This is a genomic window from Streptomyces brevispora (assembly GCF_007829885.1).
GTDB classification, from domain to species: domain Bacteria; phylum Actinomycetota; class Actinomycetes; order Streptomycetales; family Streptomycetaceae; genus Streptomyces; species Streptomyces brevispora.
In genome coordinates, this window is sequence record NZ_VIWW01000001.1 from 1,987,766 (window position 1) to 2,003,164 (window position 15,399).

Annotated in this window: 14 protein-coding genes; 9 read left to right on the forward strand and 5 right to left on the reverse strand. The window is 70.2% G+C overall.

The annotated features are described in order from the left end of the window. Nucleotides 1–100: 100 nt before the first annotated feature. The 8 genes from FHX80_RS09215 to FHX80_RS09250 all read left to right on the forward strand — a co-directional run bounded on the left by FHX80_RS09215 (nt 101) and on the right by FHX80_RS09250 (nt 6,715). On the forward strand, nt 101–574 hold the full coding sequence (locus tag FHX80_RS09215; RefSeq protein ID WP_145763757.1) for an Lrp/AsnC family transcriptional regulator: 474 nt from the start codon (nt 101–103) through the stop codon (nt 572–574). A 15-nt stretch (nt 575–589) separates the two neighbouring features. Continuing rightward, nucleotides 590–1,237 carry an ABC transporter permease gene (locus tag FHX80_RS09220; RefSeq protein ID WP_145763758.1) on the forward strand — a complete coding sequence of 216 codons (648 nt, stop codon included), beginning with the start codon at nt 590–592 and terminating at the stop codon, nt 1,235–1,237. Beyond that, a complete protein-coding gene (locus FHX80_RS09225) occupies nt 1,230–2,492 on the forward strand; it encodes an ABC transporter ATP-binding protein (RefSeq protein ID WP_145763759.1) in 1,263 nt (420 codons plus the stop codon). The genes FHX80_RS09220 and FHX80_RS09225 overlap by 8 nt, the downstream gene beginning before the upstream one ends. Next, a complete protein-coding gene (locus FHX80_RS09230) occupies nt 2,489–3,370 on the forward strand; it encodes an ABC transporter permease (protein ID WP_145763760.1) in 882 nt (293 codons plus the stop codon). The genes FHX80_RS09225 and FHX80_RS09230 overlap by 4 nt, the downstream gene beginning before the upstream one ends. Further along, on the forward strand, nt 3,370–4,386 hold the full coding sequence (locus tag FHX80_RS09235; protein WP_145763761.1) for a glycine betaine ABC transporter substrate-binding protein: 1,017 nt from the start codon (nt 3,370–3,372) through the stop codon (nt 4,384–4,386). The genes FHX80_RS09230 and FHX80_RS09235 overlap by 1 nt, the downstream gene beginning before the upstream one ends. 88 nt (nt 4,387–4,474) lie before the next feature. Continuing rightward, nucleotides 4,475–5,104 carry a winged helix-turn-helix domain-containing protein gene (locus FHX80_RS09240; RefSeq protein ID WP_145763762.1) on the forward strand — a complete coding sequence of 210 codons (630 nt, stop codon included), beginning with the start codon at nt 4,475–4,477 and terminating at the stop codon, nt 5,102–5,104. Nucleotides 5,105–5,119: 15 nt separating this feature from the next. After that, complete coding sequence (locus tag FHX80_RS09245) at nt 5,120–5,332, forward strand: hypothetical protein (protein WP_145763763.1); 213 nt, start codon at nt 5,120–5,122, stop codon at nt 5,330–5,332. Between the two features lie 3 nt (nt 5,333–5,335). After that, nucleotides 5,336–6,715, forward strand: a complete 1,380-nt coding sequence (locus FHX80_RS09250; protein ID WP_145763764.1) for an MFS transporter — start codon at nt 5,336–5,338, stop codon at nt 6,713–6,715. Here the strand turns inward: FHX80_RS09250 and FHX80_RS09255 are convergent. The 4 genes from FHX80_RS09255 to FHX80_RS09270 all read right to left on the reverse strand — a co-directional run bounded on the left by FHX80_RS09255 (nt 6,645) and on the right by FHX80_RS09270 (nt 12,517). Then, nucleotides 6,645–7,433, reverse strand: a complete 789-nt coding sequence (locus tag FHX80_RS09255; RefSeq protein ID WP_145763765.1) for a S16 family serine protease — start codon at nt 7,431–7,433, stop codon at nt 6,645–6,647. The two genes, FHX80_RS09250 and FHX80_RS09255, sit on opposite strands and share 71 nt — an antisense overlap. Nucleotides 7,434–7,775: 342 nt before the next feature. Beyond that, on the reverse strand, nt 7,776–8,417 hold the full coding sequence (locus tag FHX80_RS09260) for an IclR family transcriptional regulator (protein ID WP_145763766.1): 642 nt from the start codon (nt 8,415–8,417) through the stop codon (nt 7,776–7,778). A gap of 336 nt (nt 8,418–8,753) precedes the next feature. Beyond that, complete coding sequence (locus FHX80_RS09265) at nt 8,754–10,772, reverse strand: hypothetical protein (RefSeq protein ID WP_145763767.1); 2,019 nt, start codon at nt 10,770–10,772, stop codon at nt 8,754–8,756. 119 nt (nt 10,773–10,891) lie between these two features. Then, nucleotides 10,892–12,517, reverse strand: a complete 1,626-nt coding sequence (locus FHX80_RS09270; RefSeq protein WP_145763768.1) for a WxL domain-containing protein — start codon at nt 12,515–12,517, stop codon at nt 10,892–10,894. A gap of 301 nt (nt 12,518–12,818) precedes the next feature. Here FHX80_RS09270 and FHX80_RS09275 point away from each other — a divergent pair, with 301 nt between their 5' ends. Next, the gene (locus tag FHX80_RS09275; RefSeq protein WP_145763769.1) at nt 12,819–13,370 is read left to right on the forward strand and encodes a hypothetical protein; all 552 of its coding nucleotides are present in this window, start codon (nt 12,819–12,821) and stop codon (nt 13,368–13,370) included. Between the two features lie 114 nt (nt 13,371–13,484). On the opposite strand, the gene FHX80_RS09280 is transcribed toward FHX80_RS09275, so the two are convergent. Next, a complete protein-coding gene (locus FHX80_RS09280; protein ID WP_145763770.1) occupies nt 13,485–15,266 on the reverse strand; it encodes a DEAD/DEAH box helicase in 1,782 nt (593 codons plus the stop codon). Between the last annotated feature and the right edge of the window lie 133 nt (nt 15,267–15,399).

A 15,399-nucleotide genomic window follows, 5' to 3' on the forward strand; every position in this document is an offset into this window, starting at 1 on the left:
AACAGTTCGCGAAATCACTGGGCAGCCTGTGCAGTGGATGGCCATGATGGGCGGGCTATCTGTACATGATGACCATCACAGCGACCACCGGAGGCGGACCGTGGCGATCGATCATCTGGACGGGCGGCTCATCGTCCTGCTGGCGCGCGAGCCCCGGATCGGCGTACTGGAGGCATCGCGACGGCTCGGCGTGGCGCGCGGGACGGTGCAGGCGCGGCTGGACCGCCTTCAGTCGAATGGCGTCATCCGCGGATTCGGTCCCGACGTGGACCCGGCGGCGCTCGGCTACCCGGTCACCGCCTTCGCGACGCTGGAGATCAAGCAGGGCCAAGGAGCCGACGTACGGGCGCACTTGGGCGGCGTACCGGAGGTGCTCGAACTGCACACCACCACCGGGCACGGCGACATGCTCTGCCGGCTCGTGGCCCGTTCCAACGCCGATCTTCAACGGGTGATCGATCTGGTTGTCGGATTTGATGGCATTGTCCGGGCCTCCACGGCGATCGTCATGGAGAACCCCGTACCCCTGCGCATCATCCCGCTCGTCGAGCAGGCCGCACAGGACACCGACTGAGCCGAGGAGTGCCGTGTGAGCTTCTGGGAGTACCTGGGCAATCGGCACCAGCAGCTGCTCACCGACGCGTTCCAGCACGCCAGCGCCGTCTTCCAGTGCATGGTCATCGCGACGGTGCTGGGCGTCCTGATCGGTGTCGTCAGCTATCGCAGCGGCTGGGGCGGCTCGCTGGCGATCACCTCGACGGCGACCGTCCTGACCATTCCGTCCCTCGCCGCGATCGGTCTGCTGATCCCGCTGGTCGGACTCGGTGTGGCACCGACCGTGATCACCCTGACGCTGTACGGGCTGCTGCCCATCGTCCGTAACTCCATCGTGGGGCTGCGCGGTGTCGACCCGGCGCTCGTGGACGCGGCGAAGGGCATCGGGATGTCGCGGATCGCCCGGCTCTGCAAGGTGGAGCTGCCGCTCGCCTGGCCGCCGATCCTCACCGGTATCCGGGTCGCCACCCAGATGCTGATGGGTATCGCCGCCATTGCCGCGTACGCCTCCGGGCCGGGTCTCGGCAACGAGATCTTCCGCGGGATCGCCTCGCTGGGCAGCGCCAACGCGATCAACCAGGTACTCGCGGGCACGCTCGGCATCGTTGTCCTCGCCCTGCTCTTCGACGCCGCGTACGTACTGCTGGGGCGGCTCACCATTCCGAGGGGGATCCGTGTCTGAGACCGCCGCCGGGACCGAACCGGCGCCGAAGGCCAACGCCACCTCCGGTGCCACCATCCACCTGGAGAACCTGACCAAGCTCTATCCGGGCAACCCCAGCCCGGCCGTGGACAACGTCTCGATGGACATCAAGGCCGGCGAGACCGTGATCTTCGTCGGCCCGTCCGGCTGCGGGAAGTCGACGACCCTGAAGATGATCAACCGGCTGATCGAGCCGACCTCCGGCCGGATCAGGATCGACGACGAGGACGTCACCGACATGGACCCGGTGAAGCTGCGCCGCAAGATCGGTTACGCGATCCAGTCGTCCGGGCTCTTCCCGCACATGACGGTCGCGGAGAACATCGCCCTGGTGCCGAAGATGGTCGGCTGGTCGAAGTCCCGGGTGAAGGACCGGGTCGAGGAGATGCTCGATCTGGTCGGGCTCGACCCGCGCGAGTTCCACGGCCGCTATCCGCGCGGGCTCTCCGGCGGTCAGCAGCAGCGGGTGGGCGTGGCGCGGGCGCTGGCCGCCGATCCGCCGGTGCTGCTGATGGACGAGCCGTTCGGCGCGGTCGACCCGATCACCCGCGACCACCTCCAGGACGAGCTGATCCGGCTCCAGCACGAACTGCACAAGACGATCGTCTTCGTCACCCACGACTTCGACGAGGCGATCAAGCTCGGCGACCGGATCGCCGTGCTGCGCGAGCACTCGCACATCGCGCAGTTCGACACCCCGGAGGCCATCCTCACCAACCCGACGGACGACTTCGTCTCCGGCTTCGTCGGGGCCGGTGCCGCGCTGAAGCGGCTCAACCTCACCCGGGTACGGGACGTGGAGATCGCCGAGTTCCCGACGGTGACGGTCGAGGACCCGCTCCAGTCGATCTTCAACAAGCTGGGCAGCGGCCCGTACAACGAGCTGCTCATGCTGGACCGCAGGAACCGCCCGTACAAGTGGCTGCGGCGCGGTGACCTGATGCGGGCCCGCGGTTCGCTGGCGCGGGCCGGGCAGCTGGTGCACGACACGGTGACCAGGGACGCGACGCTGCACGACGCGCTGGAGGCGGTGCTGACCGACAGCGGCGGGCGGGTCGCGGTGACCGGGCGGCGCGGCGAGTTCATCGGGGTCGTGGACATGCACACGCTGATGAACTCCGTGCACGAACTCCTGGAGGCCGACCGGCTCACCGCCATCGAGCACCAGCACGAACTCGAGGAGCTGCGCACCCACCAGACCGCCGAGGAGCTGGAGGGCGGTGCGAACGTATGACGCCCAGTTCTCCGTCCGGCCCCGGTTCCACCGGTCCGGCCCCCGCGTCCGGCCGGGACCGTCCGCCGGGCGAGCACGACGTCAAAGGCCATGCCTTCCGCGACGAGGAGGAGGAACCAGCGCCTCCGCCGGCCCGGCCGGGGCGCCGGATCACCTGGCGCAAGCTGGTGGTGATGCCGGCGGTGCTCGCGGTGGTCCTGGTCATCACCTATGTGTGGATCACCAATGTCCACCTCGACTCGATCGCGAGGAACTCGCTGGCGGGCGACACGGTTCGGCTGCGCTGGTGGCAGCACGTCAGGCTGACCGCCATCTCGACGTTCTGGGTGCTGATCATCGCCATTCCGCTGGGTATCGCGCTGACCCGGCGGCGGCTGCGCAAGGGCGCCCCGGTCGTCACGGCGATCGCCAACATCGGGCAGGCGACCCCGGCGATCGGTCTGCTGGCGCTGCTGGTGATCTGGCTGGGCATCGGCCCGTCGACGGCGATCACGGGCATGGTGATCTACGCGGTGCTGCCGGTGCTCTCCAACACGGTCGCCGGTCTGAAGGCGATCGAGCCGACCCTGGTGGAGGCGTCGCGCGGCATCGGGATGTCGGCGATGGGGACGCTCACCAAGGTCGAACTGCCGCTCGCGGTGCCGCTGATCCTGGCCGGGGTACGGACCGCGCTGGTGCTCAACGTGGGCACGGCGACCCTGGCGACGTTCGGGGGCGGCGGCGGGCTCGGGGACCTGATCACCTCGGGCATCCAGACGCAGCGGATGCCGGTGCTGGTGCTCGGTTCCGTACTGACGGTGGTGCTGGCGCTGCTGGTGGACTGGCTGGCCTCGCTGGTCGAGGTGACGCTGACGCCGCGCGGACTGGAGGTGGGGTGATGGGCCCGGCGCGCAGGTTTACGAGGTGCGGGGTGCGCACGGGGCATGGGGTGCGGATCTGGCTGGTGGGCGCGGCGGCACTGGCGCTGGCACTCTCCGGATGCGGCCTGAAGAGCGGGTCGCCGATGGTCGACGACGTGAAGCCGGGGTCCGTGGGCAAGGGCGAGCCGCTGCACGGCGCCTCGCTGACCGTCACCTCGAAGAACTTCAGCGAGAACATCATCCTGGGCCAGATGATCGGCCTGATCTTCAAGGCCGCCGGGGCCGAGGTGCTCGACCGGACGAACCTGCCCGGGTCGATCAGCGCGCGCGAGGCGATCCGCCAGGGCCAGGCCGATGCGATGTACGAGTACACGGGCACCGCCTGGATCACGTATCTGGGCCATTCGAAGCCGATCACCAACCCGCTGAAGCAGTGGGAGGCGGTGCGCGACGCGGACCGGAAGAACGGGGTGACGTGGCTGCCGCAGTCCACCCTGAACAACACGTACGCGCTCGCCATCAGCAGGAAGAACAACGCGAAGTACCACCTGAAGACGCTCTCCGACGTCGCCGCGCTGTCGAAGAAGAACCCATCGGCGGTGACGATCTGCGTGGAGAACGAGTTCGCCTCCCGTGACGACGGGCTGCCGGGCATGGAGAAGGCGTACGGGATGCCGATCCCGGCCGCCAACATCAAGAAGATGGACGCCGGGATCGTCTACACCCAGGTGTCGAAGTCCGACTCCTGTTTGCTGGGTGAGGTGTTCACCACCGACGGCCGGATCAAGGCGATGGACCTCGACGTACTGGAGGACAACAAGCACTTCTTCCCCAACTACAACGCGGCGCCCGTCATTCACACCCCGACCTTCGAGAAGTACCCGGTGATCGCCTCCCTGTTGGACCCGCTCAGCGCTCGGCTGACCACGGAGGTCGCGCAGACGCTGAACGCCAAGGTGGACGTCGACGGGGACGACCCGCACGAGGTGGCGAAGGACTGGCTGGTCGCGGAGGGATTCATCAAGACGGGGTGAGGGGCGGCGGACCGCCGGCCCCGAGTTCCAAAGGAAATGTTGCAAAGAATCTGTTGCAAAGATTTCTTTGGAACTCTATGGTCGAGGCATGGCAGAGAACGAGGCCACCGGGGACGACACCCCGGCAGGCACCCCGAACATCCACATGGTGAACGCCCGCACCCTGCGCGGGCTGGCCCACCCCCTGCGGCTGCGGCTGCTGAACACCCTCCGGGAGTTCGGCCCGGCCACCGCGTCCGGCCTCGCGGACCGGCTCGGCGAGTCGAGCGGCGCCACCAGCTACCACCTGCGACAGCTCGCCTCGTTCGGCTTCGTGGAGGACGACCCGGAGCGCGGCAAGGGCCGCGAGCGGTGGTGGAAGGCCGTCCACCTGGGCACCGCCTTCGACAGCACCGCGGACTTCCTCCGCGACCCGGACCCGGAGATCCGCGGCGCCATGGGCGTCGTGATGCACGAGATCGCCGGTCTGCACACCCAGGAGCTGAACACCTGGCTCGGCACCCTTCACGACTGGCCCGAGGCGTGGCTGCGCTCCTCCGACCTCAGCGACTTCAAGATCCGCCTCACGCCCGAACTCTCCCTGGAAATGGCGGAGAAGATCCACGACCTCATCGAGAGCTACCGGGACCGGGTCCCGGAGGGCACCGAGGGCTCCGCCGTGGTCCGCACCCACCTGCACGTCTTCCCCCGCCCCACGACTGACCAACCGGCCGACTGAAGGGACCACCACGCCATGCATCCCGAGACGCACCTTCAGCTGCACGACATCCGCTCCGCCGAACTGCGGCGCCGAGCAACCGACTTCCGCCTCGCCCACCCCCGCACCGACACCCGCGCCCCGCACACGGACCTGCGGACCCGCCTGGGCTGGACCATGGTCGAGTTGGGCCTGCGACTGCTACCGGAGCGACCCTGCACACCGTCCGGCGCCCCTCGAACGGCGTAGTCCGTGGACGGGGGGAAGAGCACGCCGGACCGGGTACCACTCGTCGCCGTACTGGCCGCCAACTCCATATCGACAGCCGGTACTTCACTCACCCTGATCGGCGTTCCGTGGTTCGTCCTGGAGACCACGGGAAGCGCCGGCCGGGCCGGGGTCGTCGCCTTCTGCGCGACCCTTCCGATCGTCGTCTCCGCACTGATCGGCGGGCCCGTCATCGACCGGATCGGCCGGCGCCGGGTCTCCGTCGCCTCCGACACGGTGTGCGGACTCGCCGTCGCCGCAGTGCCGTTGCTCCACTACGCCGACGCGCTCTCCTTCTGGCTGCTCTGCGTCCTGATGGCCGTCAACGGACTGTTCCACACCCCCGGCAACACCGCGCGCTACGTCCTGGTGCCCGACCTCGCCGAACACGCCGGCACCACACTCCCCCGCGCCGCCAGCCTCTTCGACGCGGTCTCGCGCGGGGCCAGGATGGTCGGGGCGGCGCTGGCCGGGGTACTGATCGCGCTGGTCGGCGCGGAGACCGTGCTGCTGCTGGACGCCGCGACCTTCCTGACCTCGGCCGCGCTGATCGCGGCAGGGGTACGGGGAGTGCGGGCGGCGGAGCCCTTCAAGGCTGCGGCGCCGGTCTCCCTGCGCACCTACAAGCGCGAACTGCGCGAGGGGTACGCCTACTTGTTCGGCAACCGGCTGCTACTGGGCATCGTGGTGATGGTCCTGTTCATGAACGGCACCGACCAGGGCTGGAACGCGGTCCTGCTGCCGGTGCACGCGTCGGCGGAGCTGGGCGGGGCACGGGACCTCGGGCTGCTCACCGCACTGTTCGGGGCGGGCGGCCTGACCGGGGCGCTGCTGTACGGGGCGGTGGGGCACCGCTACTCGCGGCGGGCCGTGTTCAGCGTGTGCGTGGTGCTGTGCGGGGCGCCCAGGTTCCTCGTCGCCGCGCTGACCGACACGACACTGCCGCTGGCCGTGACGATGGCGCTGAGCGGGGTCGCGGGCGGCGTCCTGAACCCGATCCTGACGACGGTGACCTACGGAAGCGTTCCCGACGCGCTGCGCAGCCGGGTGGCCGGGGCGATCACCGCGGGGTGCGAGCTGGCCATGCCGGTGGGCGGGCTCGCGGCCGGCCTGCTGGTGGAGAGCGCGGGCGCCTCGGGGGCGCTGCTGACGATGGGCGGGGTGTACCTGCTCGCGACGCTGAGCCCGCTGGTCTTCCCGGCCTGGCGGACGATGGACGGCGAACCGGGTGCGGCCGTGGGCAAGGAGCCCGCAGCGGAACCGGGCGGGCCCGTCGGCCGCGCGGGGGCGCCGGTCAGCAGCCGGGAACCTTGCCCCCGTGATCCAGCGCCCGCAGCGAGGCGACCGCGTCCTTCAGGGTCGTGACCGGGATCAGCCGGAGCCCGTCGGGAAGCTCGGCGTGCGCCTCCTTGCACTCGGCCTTCGGTACGAGGAAGACGGTCGCCCCGTCCCGGTGGGCCGCCTGCGTCTTGAGCGAGACACCGCCGACCGCGCCGACCGCGCCGTCCGCCTGGATGGTGCCGGTGCCGGCGACGGTGCGGCCGCCGGTGAGATCGCCTCCCGAGCCGTCGCCGTCGAGCTTGTCGACGATGCCGAGCGCGAAGAACAGACCGGCGCTGGGGCCGCCCACGTCGGCGAGGTGCAGGGTCACATCGACCGATCCGGACTTCTTGCCGAGATAGTTCAGGGCGGCGTCCACCGCCGAGTCCTGCGACTTCACCATGTCGTCGAGGTTGTGCTGCTCGATCTCCTTCTCGGAGCCGCCGGTCGGGTAGACGGAGTCACGGGGCAGGACCGCCCGGTCCGTACGGAACCAGCCGTCGATCACGTCACCGATCCCGACATCGGCGGTGGGTCCGGTCGCCACGATCGTCGTCATCCGCAGCTGGCCCTTGGTGGGCCGAGTGGGGGTGCCCTTGATGCTGATCACGGGGGTGCCGTGGTCGTCCCCGAGCACATTCGCCGTGATGCCGGGCTGTGCCAGCGTGAACGGCAGCGGCGCGAAGGCGGCCACGCCGAAGAGGGCGAGGACGGGGAGGGCGCAGAGGGTGAGGGTGCGGGGGCGCGAGAGACGTGTGAGCACCCGCCCAATCTAACCGGCCCCGCCCCTGCATCGTGCGCGTCCGCACGCCGACGGTACGACTGCCGCGGACGCGGGACGGCCGGGTCCGGGGCCGTGCAGGGGAGTCCCCGCAGGACGACGAACAGATACCCGGGTTCCCTCGCGTACCCGCCGAACGTTCGTCGTCCGAGGAGACGCCCCGGAGGGGCACCGGACCCCCACCCACCGGGCATCGCACCCCTCGGAGCGAGCCGCACTATTCAAGCCTGTCCGGCGATTGAGGACGGAACCCTCCGCCCCGGACCGGGCGAGGCGCAGCGGGGCCAGGCCCAAGCCCCGCCCCGCCGCCCGCCAAGGGCCCCGCTAGCGAAGCGCGTCCGCGACCTCGCGCGCGGCGTCGACGACCCGGGGCCCGACCCGTTCCGGGACCGCGTCCGCGAGCATCACCACGCCCACGCTGCCCTCGACCCCCGTCACCCCCATCAGTGCGGCCGCCGCCCCGCTCGCCCCGGCTTCGAGCTCGCCGTGGGTGAGGGTGAACGCGGTCTCGCCCACCGGCTTCAGACGGGCGGCAAGGATCGCCCGGCCCGCGGCACCCCGGTCGAGCGGGTGACGGAAGCCGGCCCGGTAGGCGACGTGGTAGTCCGTCCAGGTCGGTTCGACGACCGCGACCGCCAGCGCGTCCGTGCCGTCGACGAGCGTGAGGTGGGCCGTGGCCCCGATGTCCTCGGCCAGGGAGCGCAGCGCGGGCAGCGCGGCCTCCCGGACGAGCGGATGCACCTGTCGGCCCAGGCGCAGAACGCCCAGGCCGACTCTGGCCCGTCCGCCCAAGTCACGCCGGATCAGGGTGTGTTGTTCCAGGGTGGCGAGCAGACGGTAGACCACGGTGCGGTTGACGCCGAGTTTGTTGGACAACTCGGTGACCGTCAGGCCGTGGTCGGTGTCGGCAAGCAGCTTGAGGACACGCAGTCCTCGGTCGAGCGTCTGGGAAGTCTCCGCGGTCACGACGCCCTCTCCTCTTTGGTGAGCGGCAGCGGCTGGTTCCCATGGATTGTGCGCCACCGGTCCCAGCGGCGACGCACGGAGAGGCCGCCGGCCTGGCCAAGGCACCGGCTGCGCTCCGCGGCGGCTTGCCACGGGGCGTTCACATTTTTGGGACAGTAGCGAGCCAGTCCGCTCAGCGGAAGACCTCGTCCAGAATCCGGGCGCCTCCGGAAATGCCGTTGTACCGAAAGAGCATAAGTGCCGGTCAGCGGGGCGTCGGCCGAATGTCGCGCATCTACGCGCGTCCATGTCGGCCGACTCCCTCGCGACGCTCCGTACATCAGATGCGAACCGGCGTTAACTCACTGTGAACAATTGCTGCACAGTTTTTCCGTTCACCAGCACCTCGCAGGCGCGGATCGACTTCGTCGCCGGGTCCCGGACGGTGAAGTTGAGGGCGAAGGTGCCGTCGAGACCGATGACCCGGGTGACGTAGGAGTCGGCGGTCTGCTTCCCGTCCGCGGTACGTCCGGTCACGGAGACCGTGGCGACGGGCGCGAAGCCCCGGCCGGTCACCTGGACGACCGTGCCGACCGGCCCCTCGGGCGGCGAGAGCGCGAAGGACGGTCCGGCCGGGACCGTGCCGCCCTGGACGGTGAACGCGGCGGTCTCGGTACGCGGGTTGACGAGGACCTCGCGGACCCGGATCGCGACGGTGTCGGCCGCGTTGACGGTGAAGGTCTGCGAGAACGCCCCGTCGAGGCCGACCACCTTGGTCCGCACCGCGTCGGAGGTCTGCGAGCCGTCCGCCCGCAGCCCGACGATCGACACGGTCGCGACCTTCGCGAAGCCCTGGCCGAGGACGGTGACCGCGGTGCCCTTCGGCCCGGCCGCCGGGGTGAGGACGACGAACGTCGGGGCGACCGTCAGCTGGGTGAGGGCCTGTGACGCGCCCGCGGTGACGCGGAGCGCGTACACGGCGCGCGGGGTGGAGCCGGCGACGGTGACCGTACCGGTGAGGGTGCCGTCGGCGGCGACCCGGAGCGTGGAGCCGCTGATCCGGGCGGCGTCGCAGCCGCTGCCGTCGGCGGCGCACAGCGCGGCGGACGGAGTGACACCGGACGGCCAGCCGGCACCGGAGACGCCGATGGCGCCGCCCGGTTTGACCTTGGCCGTGCCCGCCGAGAGTGTCGCGGTGGCCTCGGTCACGGTGAACGGCATGGTCAGCACGGTCGCCGGGTCATTGCCCTCGTCGACCTGGATCGCGGCGATCGCCGGGTCCGAGACGGCGAAGTCGACGCTGAACTTCCCGTCGGAACCGCTCTTCACGTAGACGGCGGTGTCGTCGAGGGTCGCCCCGCTCGCGTCGAGGCCGACCGTGTTGATCCACCGGTCCTGGAGGTAGTTGCTCCCGGTGACGGCGATGACGCTGCCGACCGGCCCGCTGCCGCGGGACAGCGCGATCGCGCGGGGGCCGTCGGGTACGAAGGCCCGGACCGTGAGGGGCGCGGTCGCCTCCTTCGTGCCGTCGCCGACCTTCACGAGGTACGAGCCGTCCGGCACCGTGCCCGCACTGGCGAGCACCGCCTTGCCGGTGAGTTGCCCGGAGCCGTCGATCGCGAGGGTGGAGCCGGCGAACTTGCCCGGATCGCAGCCGCCGCCGTCCACCGCGCAGAGCGACGGCACGGGGGTGGCGGACGGCGTCCACCGGCTGCCCGCCAGGGTGATGGAGGTGGACGGCCGCACCGGGGTGGTGGGGGCGATGAGCGTGGGCGGCTGTCCCGCGCTGCCCTCCGCGGTCACGGTGCCGATGGACCCGCCGCCGGCGGTCACGACGCACGGTGTCTCGTAGTTGGCGCCGAGCACCTTCGTACGTGTCAGATTGCGCAGCGGGGTGAAGGTGATCGGCCCGCTCGCGTTGGCGGGAATGATGAAGTCCCCCTCGTACGGCGGGATCTCGATCGGCTGACCGGACGGGACGTTGAGGGAGACCTCGGGTCCGGTGACGGTCACCGTGCCGGTGGCGCCGCCGGACATGGCCAGGTCCAGGCTCGGGGTGGTGGGCACGTTGTTGAGGCTGATCCCGCTGGTGGCGGGGGACGGGCCGAGGGTCACCTTCGCGTGGACCTTGCCGCCCGGGTCGACGACGTCGGGCGTGAGGACGACGTCCATCTTCTGCGGCCCGGTCGCCTCGCCCTGGCCCGCGGGCAGGGTGCAGTGGACGGTCGGGGTGACCGTACCGGCGTGCGCGAGGGGCGCCAGGGCTGCGGAACCACCGGTCCAGACGAGCAGGGTCGTGGCACCGAGGGCGACGGCGCGACGTAATGCCGAACGTCCTGGCCCTCTCGTGCCGACTGGTCTGTGATGCGCGAACATACGGCTCCTCCAAAGGAAGCGGAATGTGACTGATCCGAATACGGAATGGGAAACGCCCGTCCACTCCATTGCGGTATGGAGCAGACGGGCGCCGGGAAGGGCTTTCCCCAGGGACCCCGTTACAGCAGGGTCAGGGTCAGGGTGGCGCTGTAATCTCCGGGCCGGGTGAATTCGGGGACCGTGAGTGTGAGTCCCGCGTCGGCGTCGAACCGGCCGCCGGTGAACGGACGTGATCCGTCCGGATTCATCCGGCAGAGGCTCGCCGCCTCGCTCCCGAGCGCGGTGGGCGATCCGGCGACCGGCACCCCCACGCTCCCGGACTGCGCGGTGCAGGCCGGTGTCCATCGCACGGCGTCGGCCGGGACGGTGTTGCCGTCGGCGCTCTTGAAGCCGGTGAGGGTGGCGGTGAGTGACCATCCGCTGTTGACGCCGCGGGCGTCCTCCACCTCGACCCGGTTGAGCCGGGCCTTCTGCACACCGGTGTCCGTGCCCAGGACCGTGGTGCCGAAGTCGACGGTGTCACCGGCCTGGGTCATGGACAGCGTGCCGGCCCTGACCTCGGTGGTCAGCCGCTGCTCGCTCTCACCACCGCCGCCTCCGCCGCCGCCCTCGGTGGTGACGGTGAACGGCACCGTGCGTACGGTCGCCGGGTCGTTGCCCTCGTCGGCCTGGACGGCGACGACGGCATCGGAGATGACGGTGAACTCGACGGCGAAGGTGCCGTCCGAACCGCTCTTGACGTAGACGGCGCTGTCGTCGAGCGCGGTGCCCGCCGCGTCGAGGCCGATGACGTTGATCCAGCGGTCCGGGTTGTAGTTCCGGCCGCTGACGGTGACCACGCTGCCGACCGGCCCGCTGTCCGACGACAACGAGATCTCCCGGTTGCCGGCCGCGACGGCCTTGATGGTGAGGGGTGCGGTGGCCTCCTTCGTACCGTCGTTGACCTTCACCTCGTAGCTGCCGTCGGGCACCGCCCCGGCCTGACCGAGGGTCGCGGTGCCGGAGAGCGTGCCGTAGGAGTCGATCCGCAGGGTGTGCGAGGCGAACTTCAGCGGATCGCAGCCGCCGCCGCCCACCGCGCAGAGCGACGGTACGGGCTTGCCGCCCGGCGTCCACTGCGAACCTCGCAGCTTGACCGCGGTGTTCGGACGCACGGGATCGGCGGGGGCGGTCAGGGTGGCGGGCTCGGACGCGGAACCCTCCGCCGTGACGGTGCCGACGCTGCCCACGTCACCGACGACGTCACACGGCGTCTCGAAGACCGATCCGAGCACCTTGGTCTGCGTCAGGGTGCGGACCGGGGTGAGCGAGATCTCGCCGGAGGCATCCACCGGAACCAGGAAGTCGCCTTCGTACAAAGGGATTTCGATGGGCTCCCCGGCCGGGATGTCCATCGTGAACTCGGCGCCCCGCACGGTGACGGTGCCGGTGGCCCCGCCGGACATCGCGAGGTCGAGGCTGGGGATGGTCGGCACGTTGTCCAGCGGGATGGCACTGGTGGCCGGGGACGCCCCGAGCGTCACCACGGCGTGCACCTTGCCGCCCGGGGCGACGACGGCGGGCGTCAGCTCGACGTTCATCTCCTGCGGTCCGGTCGCCTCACCCTGGCCCGCGGGCAGGGTGCAGTGGACGGTCGGGGTGACCGTGCCGGCCGCGGCCGCCGTGGCGTGGTACGGGGGAAGCGGCGCGGCAGCCCCGACACAGCCCAGCGACATTACGAAGCAGGCAGCGAGCAGACCGGTCACCCCGGATCTTCGTCGTCGGATCACCTGACACCCTTTCATGGCCCATTGATTGCGCACATTGAGGAGGTCGGGCGCAGAGAAGTCAAGAGAGACCGAATTGATCCTTTCGGAAATGCCCGAAAAGCATTTCAGCAAGCGTTTCCTGCACATCTGTTGACATCTTCGAAGATCACCGTTTCACTGCACCCGACATGCCGGGCCCGGCACGCAGATCCGCACGTACGGCAAATCGAGCAAGTACGGCGAGTACGGCTGGTACAGCGAATCTGCGGAATTCGAACCGGAAGGAGTTCCACCCGTCATGTCGATCTCTCCGAGCCACACCTCCAACCGAAAACGCCTGCCACTGGTGCTGGGCGCGGCATGTTCCGTCGGCGCGCTGCTCGCGCTGTCGTCCCCGACGGCCTCGGCCGTGGCCCCGCTGTCCGCGACGGCGAACTACGACTGCGGCTCCTGGGGCAGCGGTGTCGCCAAGCTGACCGCCGCCGACTCGGGCACGAGCAAGACCATCAAGATCACCTCCTCGGACATCAAGATGCCGGCCGGCACGAGCGCCGACCCGAACAGCATCACGACGACGCTCAAACTCACCAAGGTCTCGGGCGGCGTCACCAGTCAGGTCCAGTTCTCCGCGAAGGCCAACCCCGGCATGACCGGCGGCAATCCGATCACCCTCGGCCCACTGAAGCTCACCTCCGGCACGCTCGCGGCCGGGGACAGCACCAACTCCGTGGTGCTGGCCACTCCCCCGAGCACCACCAACTGGTCGCTGCAGATCGTGGCCTCGTCACCGACGTCGGCCACCGTGCCGTGCGTGGCGACGGGCACCCAGTCCGCACCGTTCGTCTGGTAGCGGCGGCCCTCCCCTGAGGCCGGCCTCATCACGCCGGCCCGCTCACAGCACCGGCCCGGGGCAAGGACCGCTGTCCTTGTGCCCCGGGCCGGTGCCCACGCGTTCCCGCGGGACTCACGTCATGCGGGTGGCCCACTCCTGGACCTTCTTGATCCGCTGCTCGATCTGCCCGGCCGTGGCCTCCGCGCTCGGCGGCCCGCCGCACACCCGCCGCAGCTCGGTGTGGATGACCCCGTGCGGCTTGCCGCTCTGGTGCGTGTAGGCCGACACCATGGTGTTCAGCTGCTTGCGCAGCCCCAGCAGCTGCTTGTGCGTGACCACCGGCCGGTCACCGGCCGGCTTCTCCAGCAGATCGGCCTCGGAGGCCGGCTTCTGGCGGCTGTGCGCGATCTGCCGGGTCTGCCGCTTCTGGAGCAGCAGCTGCACCTGGTCGGGTTCCAGCAGCCCCGGGATCCCGAGGTAGTCCTGCTCCTCCTCGCTGCCCGGGTGCGCCTGCATGCCGAATTCGGCACCGTCGTACAGCACCCGGTCGAAGACCGCGTCGGACTCCAGGGCCTCGAAGGGCAGTTGCTCCTCGGTCTCCTCGTCCTCCAGCTTCTCCGCGTCGGCAAGGAGCTTGTCCTCCTCGGCGAACGGGTTCTCCTCGTCACTGCCCTTCTTGGGCTTGTCGAGGACGTGGTCCCGTTCGACCTCCATCTCGTTGGCGAAGTCCAGGAGCATCGGGATCGTCGGTACGAACACCGAGGCGGTCTCGCCGCGCCTGCGGGAGCGCACGAAGCGGCCGACCGCCTGGGCGAAGAAGAGCGGCGTCGAGATGGTGGTGGCGTACACACCGACCGCGAGGCGCGGCACGTCGACGCCCTCCGACACCATGCGGACGGCGACCATCCAGCGTGATCCGTCGTCGGTGAACTGATCGATCTTCTTCGACGCGGCCTTCTCGTCGGACAGGACGACGGTGGCCTTCTCGCCGGTGACCTTCTTGAGGATCTTGGCGTACTCGCGCGCGGACTCCTGGTCCGTCGCGATGACCAGCCCGCCGGCATCCGGAATGCCCTTGCGGACCTCGGTCAGCCGCTTGTCGGCGGCGCTGAGCACATTGGGGATCCAGTCACCGGTGGGCGACAGCGCGGTGCGCCAGGCCTGCCCGATGGCGTCCCTGGTCATCGGCTCGCCGAGCCGGGCGGCGATCTCGTCACCGGCCTTGGTGCGCCAGCGCATGTTGCCGCTGTAGCTGAGGAAGATCACCGGGCGGACGACACCGTCGGCGAGCGCGTTGCCGTAGCCGTAGGTGTAGTCGGCCGAGGACCGCCGGATGCCGTCGTTGCCCTCCTCGTACGCGACGAAGGGGATCGGGTTGGTGTCGGAGCGGAACGGCGTACCGGTGAGCGCCAGCCGGCGGGTCGCCGGGTCGAACGCCTCCTGGCACGCCTCGCCCCAGGACTTCGAGTCACCGGCGTGGTGGATCTCGTCGAGGATCACCAGGGTCTTGCGCTGCTCGCACCGGTTGCGGTGCAGCATCGGGCGGACCCCGACACCCGCGTACGTGACGGCGACCCCGTGGTACTCCTTGCTCACGGGGCCCGCGCTGTACTCGGGGTCGAGCTTGATCCCTATCCGGGCGGCCGCTTCCGCCCACTGCTTCTTGAGGTGCTCGGTCGGCGCCACGACGGTGACCTGCTGCACGACGTGGTGGTGCAGCAGCCATGACGCGAGGGTCAGCGCGAAGGTGGTCTTGCCCGCGCCGGGGGTCGCGACCGCCAGGAAGTCGCGCGGCTGCTCCTGGATGTACCTCTCCATGGCGCCCTGCTGCCAGGCTCGCAGCTTCCCGGCCGTACCCCAGGGGGCGCGGCCGGGAAAGGCGGGTGAGAGGTGGTGGGAGGCGGTAGTAGTCACGGTCTCCGGTTCGGGTCTCTCGGGTACGTGTGGTGCTGTCCGCACGGGCCGGGACGGGCCCGTACGCGATACGACAACCGGGCCACCCTACCGGGGGGCAGGGTGCGATCCGCCCTGGACTCCGCCTCCCCGG